Raw genomic sequence first — 7,736 nt, 5'->3', positions numbered from 1 at the left:
GTGATATGGACGGCCAGCCTTCTTTGAGGGCTGGCCGTGCCCCCTTCTAGGGGGCCAAAAGCAAGTCCACGTTCTACGAACGTGGATGTTTACTCGCCCGTATCACGCCACCTTGCACCGTCAGAACAGGAAGTACCGCTGCGCCATCGGCAGCACCTCCGCCGGCTCGCACCAGAGCAACTGGCCATCGGCCTTGACCTGGTAGGTCTGCGGGTCGACGTCGATGGCCGGGGTGTAGCCGTTGTGGATCAGGTCGCTCTTCTGCACGTTGCGGCAGCCTTTCACCACGCCGATGGTTTTCTTCAAGCCCAACTGCTCGGGAACGCCCGCGTCGAAGGCGGCCTGGCTGATGAAGGTCAGGCTGCTGGCGTGCAGGCTGCCGCCGAAGCTGCCGAACATTGGCCGGTAGTGCACCGGCTGAGGGGTTGGAATGGAGGCGTTGGCGTCGCCCATCAGGCTGGCGGCGATCACCCCGCCCTTGAGGATCAGCGAGGGTTTGACGCCAAAGAAGGCCGGGCGCCAGAGCACCAGATCGGCCCACTTGCCCACTTCGATGGAGCCCACCTCGTGGCTGATGCCGTGGGTGATCGCCGGGTTGATGGTGTATTTGGCGACATAGCGTTTGGCGCGGAAGTTGTCGTTGCCGGGCGCGTCCTCGGCCAGGGCGCCGCGTTGTTTCTTCATCTTGTCGGCGGTCTGCCAGGTGCGGGTGATCACTTCGCCGACGCGGCCCATGGCTTGGCTGTCGGAGCTGATCATGCTGAAGGCGCCGAGGTCATGGAGGATGTCTTCGGCGGCGATGGTTTCGCGGCGGATGCGGCTCTCGGCGAAGGCCACGTCCTCGGCGATGCTCGGGTCGAGGTGGTGGCAGACCATCAGCATGTCGAGGTGTTCGTCGATGGTGTTGCGGGTGAACGGCCGGGTCGGGTTGGTCGAGCTGGGCAGCACGTTGGGGAAACCGCAGGCCTTGATGATATCCGGCGCATGGCCGCCGCCGGCACCTTCGGTGTGGTAGGTGTGGATGGTGCGGCCCTTGAAGGCGGCCAGGGTGGTTTCGACGAAGCCGGATTCGTTCAGCGTGTCGGTGTGGATGGCGACTTGCACGTCGTACCGGTCGGCCACACTCAGGCAGTTGTCGATGGCTGCCGGGGTGGTGCCCCAGTCTTCATGCAGCTTGAGACCGATGGCGCCGGCCTCGACCTGTTCGATCAGCGGTTCTGGCAGCGAGGCATTGCCCTTGCCGGTGAAGCCAAGGTTCATCGGGAACGCATCGGCGGCCTGGAGCATGCGCATCATGTGCCACGGACCGGGGGTGCAGGTGGTGGCATTGGTGCCGGTGGCCGGTCCGGTGCCGCCGCCGATCATGGTGGTGACGCCGCTCATGAGGGCTTCTTCGATCTGCTGCGGGCAGATGAAGTGGATGTGCGTGTCGATGCCGCCGGCGGTGAGGATCATGCCTTCTCCGGCGATCACTTCGGTGCCGGCGCCGATGGCGATGGTCACGCCCGGCTGGATGTCCGGGTTGCCGGCCTTGCCGATGGCGGTGATGCGGCCGTTCTTGAGACCGACGTCGGCCTTGACCACACCCCAGTGGTCGAGGATCAGCGCGTTGGTGATCAGCGTATCGACCACATCGGCAGCACAGAGCTGGCCCTGGCCCATGCCGTCGCGGATCACCTTGCCGCCGCCGAACTTCACTTCTTCGCCGTAGACGGTGAAGTCCTGTTCCACTTCGATCCACAGATCGGTATCGGCCAGGCGCACCTTGTCGCCGACGGTGGGACCGAACATGTCGGCATAGGCTTGTCTGCTGATCTTCATCCTCGTTCCTCGGATTCAGGCTGCAAGCTCCGAGCTGCAAGCCTCACGTGAATGCTTCGGTGTTTCGTTGATCGTTCCCACGCTCCGCGTGGGAATGCAGCTCGCGACGCTCCGCGTCGCTGGGACGCGGAGCGTCCCGGTATGGGTGCCCACGCAGAGCGTGGGAACCATCGAAATCAGCTTCAAGCCACAAGAGAGACCGCGTCGCTCTCACTTGCCGTCGCCTTAGAGCTCTCCCATGACCCGCCCGGCAAAGCCGAACACGCGGCGGTCGCCGGCCAGCTCCACCAGTTCCACCTCGCGGGTCTGGCCCGGTTCGAAGCGCACGGCGGTGCCGGCCGGGATGTTCAGGCGCATGCCGCGGGCGGCGGCGCGGTCGAAGGCGAGGGCGTCGTTGGTTTCGAAGAAGTGGTAGTGCGAGCCGACCTGGATCGGCCGGTCGCCACTGTTGGCGACGCTCAGGGTGACGGTGCGGCGGCCAGTGTTGAGTTCGATCTCGCCGTCCTGGATCCGGTATTCGCCGGGAATCATGATGCGCTCCTCGACAGGGTCTTGTAGTAGATGGCATTGGCCCGGTACACGCCGTCCGGGCCGCAGGCGTAGTCGGGCATTCCGCCGATGCGGGTGTAGCCCATCGCCTGATAGAACTTCTCCGCCGGGCAGCCGGCCTCGGTGTCCAGATAGAGAAGGCCCCGATGCAGCTCCTGCGCTTCGCCTTCCATGCGCTGCATCAGTTGCCGGGCGATGCCACGCCGGCGCGCGCTGGACAGCACCAGCAGCTTCTGCACTTCGGCGCGGTTCAGGCCGTTGCGGTCCTGGCACAGGGCGAGCTGCACGCTGCCGAGCACCCGGCTGTCCGCTTCGGCCACCCAGAGCAACCGCGAGCCGTCATGCAGGCCCGGCAGATAGCGGTCGAACAGGGCGTTCGCTTCGGATACGTGCATATCGGCGAGAAACCCCACCGAAGCACCGTGCCGCACGGCATCCATCAGCAGCTCGGCGAGCCCTGGCCGATAGTGCTCGAAGTCGTTCGCGGCGACGCGGGTAATGGTCAGGTTGGGCATCAGGTCGCACTCCGTTGCGGGTTGATGATCAGTTGCATGAAGGTCAGGTCGAGCCAGCGGCCGAACTTGGTGCCGACCTCGCGCAGTTGGCCGACATGGACGAAGCCGAGCTGCTGGTGCATGTGGATCGAGGCGCGGTTCTCACTCTCGATGCCGGCCACCATGACGTGCTTGCCGAGGGCGCGGGCGCGGTCGATCAGGGCGCGCATCAGCGCCTTGCCGATCCCGGCGCCGACGTGGTCGTTCTTCACGTAGACCGAATGCTCGACGGTGTGCCGGTAGCCGTCCCAGGTGCGCCAGTCGCCGAAGGAGGCATAGCCGAGCACTTGGTCCTGCTCGTCGACGGCGACCAGCACCGGGTAGCCCCGGGCGTTGCGCTCGGCCAGCCAGGCGCGGCGGTTGGCCAGGTCGACGGTCTTTTCGTTCCAGATCGCCGTGGTGTTGAGCACGGCGTCGTTGTAGATCTCCAGGATGCCGGCGAGGTCGGCATCGGTGGCGTCACGGATGTGCATGGCGGTTCCTCTGAATCAGGGAATCGGTTGATGCACGGTGACCAGCTTGGTTCCGTCGGGGAAGGTGGCTTCCACCTGGATTTCCGGAATCATCTCCGGTACGCCTTCCATCACCTGCTCGCGGCTGAGCAGGGTGGTGCCATAGTGCATCAGCTCGGCGACGGTCTGGCCGTCGCGGGCGCCTTCCAGCAGGGCGGCGGAAATATAGGCCATGGCCTCCGGGTAATTGAGCTTGAGGCCACGGGCGAGACGGCGCTCGGCCACCAGGCCGGCGGTGAAGATCAGCAGCTTGTCTTTTTCGCGAGGGCTCAGGTCCATCTCGTTACTCCAATCGTGAAGGGCAAGGGCTCGGCCTTGTCCCGCTATCGGTTGCATCGGCGAAAACGCTACGCGGTTTTCCAGCCGGCGGATGTCGGTTCGTTCATGTATTCCATATGCGTGGCGCGACGGCCTCACGACCCAGCAGCGCGGGGCGCAGCAGGCGCCAGAGGGCGATCAGCCAGGCGCGGGCGTGCAGTGCCTCGGCGGCCAGGCAGCGGGCGACCAGCAGTCCGGGCAATTGGGTCAGGTCGCCGCGTACTGCACTGGGCAACGCGCGGCAGGCGTCCAGCCGCTCGGCGTCGATTTCGCCGCTGGCGATCAGCGTAGCGAAGACCGGCTGCCCCGCCAGGCCGATGGGGGAGTCGAGCAGCCCGTCGCCACCGAGCACGCGTTGGCGCTCGTGCCAGAGCGGCTGGCCGTCGCGGCGAATGTCCAGGCGCGCCTGGAAATGTCCGGCATCGAAGCGTTCGCCGCTGGCCGGACGGCCCAGGGCGACGATGTCCCAATAGAACAGGCGGGCATCGCCGCTCAGTTCGATGCGGCTCTCCAGCCCGGATTGGGCGCCGGAATAGACGATGGTTTCCTGCGGCAGCCATTCCAGGGTGGCGCCGGCCGCGATCTGCAGATCGAGAGTCTGCCGGGCCGGACCGGCGGCGCGGTACCACTTGGCCGCGCCGGGGCTGGTGAGCTGGGCCCAGGCGCCCTCGCCGACATGGGCGGAAATCGACAGTTGGTCTCCACCGGCAATGCCACCGGGCGGATGCACGACGATGTGCTGGCAGACTTCAGGGCCTTCCGCATACAGGTGCTTCTGCACGCGCAAGGGGCCTTGATGACGACGCAATACCGGCCGGGTGCATTCGCCGATACGGGCATAGGCCAGCTCCAGCTCGGCATGCCAGGACGGGGTGAACGCCGGCGTCTCCTGCTCTTCTCTGACTGCTTGCCGCTTGTAGCGTGCCGCTGCTGTCATATCGCAACCAACCCGCGCACGCCGTCGGCCTCCATGCTGTCTCCCCGACCCTGCTGGACAATCTCGCCACGGGACATGACCAGGTACTGGTCGGCCAGCTCGGCGGCGAAGTCGTAGAACTGTTCGACCAGCAGGATGGCCATGTCGCCCCGCGCGGCGAGTTTCTTGATCACTGCGCCGATTTCCTTGATCACCGATGGCTGGATGCCTTCGGTGGGTTCGTCGAGGATCAGCAGCCGTGGCCGGCTGGCCAGGGCGCGGCCGATGGCCAGTTGCTGCTGCTGACCGCCGGAAAGGTCGCCGCCACGGCGCTGCTTCATTTCCCGCAGAACGGGGAACAGCTCATAGATAAAGTCCGGCACCGCCTTGGCTTCCCTGGCGCTGAAACGCGACAGGCCCATCAGCAGGTTTTCCTCCACCGTCAGTCGGGGGAATATCTCGCGCCCTTGGGGCACGTAGGCGATCCCGGCCTGCACGCGCTGGTGCGGCTTGAGTGCGGTGATCGCACGGCCCTCCCAGTTCACCTGGCCTTCCTTCGCCGGCACCAGCCCCATCAGGCAGCGCAACAGGGTGGTCTTGCCCACGCCGTTGCGGCCGAGCAGGCAGGTGACCTCGCCGACCCTGGCTTCGAACGACAGCCCGCGGAGGATATGGCTGCCGCCGTAGTACTGATGCAACCGACTGACCTGCAACATATGGACTCCCGCTTTTTGAGCTTCAAGCTTCCAGCTCCAAGAAAAGCCGGAGCCTCTTTTGATGGTTCCCATGCTCCGCGTGGGAACCCATACCGGGACGCTCCGCGTCCCCAGCGACGCAGAGCGTCGCGAACTGCATTCCCACGCGGAGCGTGGGAACGATCCCGTGTGGTTCCCCTGCTTGATGGTTCCCATGCTCTGCGTGGGAACCCATACCGGGACGCTCTGCGTCCCCAGCGACGCAGAGCGTCGCGAACTACATTCCCACGCGGAGCGTGGGAACGATCAGAAAACACCGCTTTGCTTGCAGCTTGCAGCTTGCAGCTTGCGGCTTAAAACTTGCCGCTGCCTTTATCGTCCCAGATACACCTCGATCACCCGCTCGTTGGCCTGCACCTGCTCCAGCGAGCCCTCGGCCAGCACGTGGCCCTGATGCAGCACGGTGACGTGGTCAGCGATGCTGCCGACAAAGCCCATGTCGTGTTCCACCACCATCAGCGAGTGTTTGCCGGCCAGGGACTTGAACAGCTCGGCGGTGAATTCGGTCTCGGCGTCAGTCATCCCGGCGACGGGTTCGTCGAGCAGCAGCAGTTGCGGGTCCTGGACCAGCAGCATGCCGATCTCGAGGAATTGCTTCTGGCCGTGGGACAGCAGGCCGGCCGGGCGTTGCCGCGAGCCGTCCAGGCGGATGGTGGCGAGCACTTCGTCGATGCGGTCGCGCTGTTCGCCGGAGAGGCGCGCGCGCAGGCTGGCCCAGACCGACTTGTCGGCCTTCAGCGCCAGTTCGAGGTTTTCGAACACCGACAGCGCTTCGAACACTGTGGGTTTCTGGAACTTGCGACCGATGCCGGCCTGGGCGATCTCGACTTCGCTCATATGGGTGAGGTCGAAGGTTTCGCCGAAATAAGCGTTGCCGCTGTCCGGGCGGGTCTTGCCGGTGATCACGTCCATCAGCGTGGTCTTGCCGGCGCCGTTGGGGCCGATCACGCAGCGCAGTTCGCCGACGCCGATGTACAGGGTCAGCTCGCGCAGGGCCTTGAAGCCATCGAAGCTGACGTTGATGTCTTCCAGCGTGAGGATCGTGCCGTGGCGGACGTCGAGTCGCTTCCCGGCGCGCGAGCCGAGGCCGACGGCATCGCGCCCGCTGCCGGCATCGAGCAGCGGTTCGAGCATGAGTTCGGGGGTGGCGCTGGCTTTCATGGTTGCCCCTTCTTCAACAGGCCGAACACGCCCTTGGGCAGGAACAGGGTGACGACGATGAATAGCGCGCCGAGGAAGAACAGCCAGTATTCCGGGAAGGCCACGGTGAACCAGCTCTTCATGCCGTTGACGATTCCGGCGCCGAGCAGCGGGCCGACCAGGGTGCCGCGTCCACCGAGCGCGACCCAGACGGCGGCCTCGATGGATTGCGTCGGCGCCATTTCGCTGGGGTTGATGATGCCCACCTGCGGTACGTAGAGAGCACCGGCAAGGCCGCAGAGCACGGCGCTCAGGGTCCAGACGAACAGCTTGTAGCCACGCGGGTCGTAGCCGCAGAACATCAGGCGGTTCTCGGCGTCGCGCACGGCGGTGAGTACCCGGCCGAACTTGCTTTGCGCCAGCCGCCAGCCGAGGTAGAGGCTGCCAACGAGCAGCGCCACGGTGGCAAGGAAGAGCACGGCGCGGGTGCCCGGCGCGGTGATCGAGAAGCCGAGGATGCGGCTGAACCCGGTGAAGCCGTTATTGCCGCCGAAGCCGGTTTCGTTGCGGAAGAACAGCAGCATGCCGGCGAAGGTCAGCGCCTGGGTCATGATCGAGAAGTACACGCCCTTGATCCGCGAACGGAAGGCGAAGAAACCGAACACCAGTGCCAGCAGGCCGGGTACCAGCACCACCAGGGCCAGGCACCAGAGGAAGCTACTGGTGCCGTACCAGTACCAGGGCAGTTCGGTCCAGGCGAGGAAGCTCATGAAGGCCGGCAGGCCGTCCCCCGCGCTCTGGCGCATCAGGTACATGCCCATGGCGTAGCCGCCGAGGGCGAAGAACAGCCCGTGGCCGAGGGACAGCAGGCCGGCGTAGCCCCAGACCAGGTCCAGCGCCAGGGCAACGATGGCGTAGCAGAGAATCTTGCCCACCAGCGTCAGGGTGTAGGCGGAGACGTGCAGGGCGCTGTCCTCCGGCAACAGGTGCAGCAGGGGCAGGGCGACGAGCAACGCCAGTACCGCGCCGAACACCAGCATGGTGACGGCCGGACCGGCTTTCTGCGCGGCCGTGAGAGTGAGGGGCTGGTTCATCGGCGATTCCCTTCCAATTCGACGAGGGGCACCTGTAGGAGCGAGCTTGCTCGCGAATGACCGGGCATCGTTTCGCG

General features: G+C 65.6%; 9 protein-coding genes. All 9 read right to left on the bottom strand.

Translation table 11 applies throughout. From position 1 onward, the window contains the following. Window positions 1–120 precede the first annotated feature (120 nt). The 9 genes from ureC to urtC all read right to left on the bottom strand — a co-directional run bounded on the left by ureC (window position 121) and on the right by urtC (window position 7,659). Window positions 121–1,821 carry an urease subunit alpha gene (ureC, locus tag BZL41_RS12330; RefSeq protein ID WP_095599571.1) on the bottom strand — a complete coding sequence of 567 codons (1,701 nt, stop codon included), beginning with the start codon at window positions 1,819–1,821 and terminating at the stop codon, window positions 121–123. A 225-nt stretch (window positions 1,822–2,046) separates the two neighbouring features. Further along, window positions 2,047–2,352 (bottom strand): urease subunit beta, encoded by a 306-nt coding sequence (locus BZL41_RS12325; RefSeq protein WP_095599570.1) that lies wholly within the window; start codon window positions 2,350–2,352, stop codon window positions 2,047–2,049. Beyond that, complete coding sequence (locus BZL41_RS12320) at window positions 2,349–2,885, bottom strand: GNAT family N-acetyltransferase (protein ID WP_095599569.1); 537 nt, start codon at window positions 2,883–2,885, stop codon at window positions 2,349–2,351. Before BZL41_RS12320 ends, BZL41_RS12325 begins: the two co-directional genes overlap by 4 nt. Further along, window positions 2,885–3,397: a GNAT family N-acetyltransferase gene (locus BZL41_RS12315; RefSeq protein WP_095599568.1), complete on the bottom strand. Its 513-nt coding sequence runs from the start codon at window positions 3,395–3,397 to the stop codon at window positions 2,885–2,887. The genes BZL41_RS12320 and BZL41_RS12315 overlap by 1 nt, the downstream gene beginning before the upstream one ends. Before the next feature lie 15 nt (window positions 3,398–3,412). After that, window positions 3,413–3,715: an urease subunit gamma gene (gene ureA, locus BZL41_RS12310; RefSeq protein ID WP_084338795.1), complete on the bottom strand. Its 303-nt coding sequence runs from the start codon at window positions 3,713–3,715 to the stop codon at window positions 3,413–3,415. Between the two features lie 103 nt (window positions 3,716–3,818). After that, window positions 3,819–4,691 (bottom strand): urease accessory protein UreD, encoded by an 873-nt coding sequence (locus tag BZL41_RS12305; protein WP_095599567.1) that lies wholly within the window; start codon window positions 4,689–4,691, stop codon window positions 3,819–3,821. Next, entirely contained in the window at window positions 4,688–5,386 is a 699-nt protein-coding gene (gene urtE / locus BZL41_RS12300; protein WP_095599566.1) for an urea ABC transporter ATP-binding subunit UrtE, read from the bottom strand. The genes BZL41_RS12305 and urtE overlap by 4 nt, the downstream gene beginning before the upstream one ends. Window positions 5,387–5,737: 351 nt before the next feature. Then, window positions 5,738–6,586: an urea ABC transporter ATP-binding protein UrtD gene (urtD, locus tag BZL41_RS12290; RefSeq protein ID WP_256578147.1), complete on the bottom strand. Its 849-nt coding sequence runs from the start codon at window positions 6,584–6,586 to the stop codon at window positions 5,738–5,740. Next, window positions 6,583–7,659: an urea ABC transporter permease subunit UrtC gene (gene urtC, locus BZL41_RS12285; RefSeq protein WP_095599565.1), complete on the bottom strand. Its 1,077-nt coding sequence runs from the start codon at window positions 7,657–7,659 to the stop codon at window positions 6,583–6,585. The genes urtD and urtC overlap by 4 nt, the downstream gene beginning before the upstream one ends. Window positions 7,660–7,736: the final 77 nt, after the last annotated feature.

The organism is Pseudomonas sp. PIC25, assembly GCF_002286785.1.
GTDB lineage: Bacteria > Pseudomonadota > Gammaproteobacteria > Pseudomonadales > Pseudomonadaceae > Pseudomonas_M.
This window is presented reverse-complemented; position numbering and strand designations above follow the sequence as displayed.

Coding starts and splice junctions, on each gene's coding strand:
- BZL41_RS12325 (WP_095599570.1), bottom strand. CDS start 2,352: ATGATTCCCGGCGAATACCGGATCCAGGACGGCGAGATCGAACTCAAC.
- BZL41_RS12315 (WP_095599568.1), bottom strand. CDS start 3,397: ATGCACATCCGTGACGCCACCGATGCCGACCTCGCCGGCATCCTGGAG.
- ureA (WP_084338795.1), bottom strand. CDS start 3,715: ATGGACCTGAGCCCTCGCGAAAAAGACAAGCTGCTGATCTTCACCGCC.
- ureC (WP_095599571.1), bottom strand. CDS start 1,821: ATGAAGATCAGCAGACAAGCCTATGCCGACATGTTCGGTCCCACCGTC.
- urtE (WP_095599566.1), bottom strand. CDS start 5,386: ATGTTGCAGGTCAGTCGGTTGCATCAGTACTACGGCGGCAGCCATATC.
- urtD (WP_256578147.1), bottom strand. CDS start 6,586: ATGAAAGCCAGCGCCACCCCCGAACTCATGCTCGAACCGCTGCTCGAT.
- BZL41_RS12320 (WP_095599569.1), bottom strand. CDS start 2,885: ATGCCCAACCTGACCATTACCCGCGTCGCCGCGAACGACTTCGAGCAC.
- urtC (WP_095599565.1), bottom strand. CDS start 7,659: ATGAACCAGCCCCTCACTCTCACGGCCGCGCAGAAAGCCGGTCCGGCC.
- BZL41_RS12305 (WP_095599567.1), bottom strand. CDS start 4,691: ATGACAGCAGCGGCACGCTACAAGCGGCAAGCAGTCAGAGAAGAGCAG.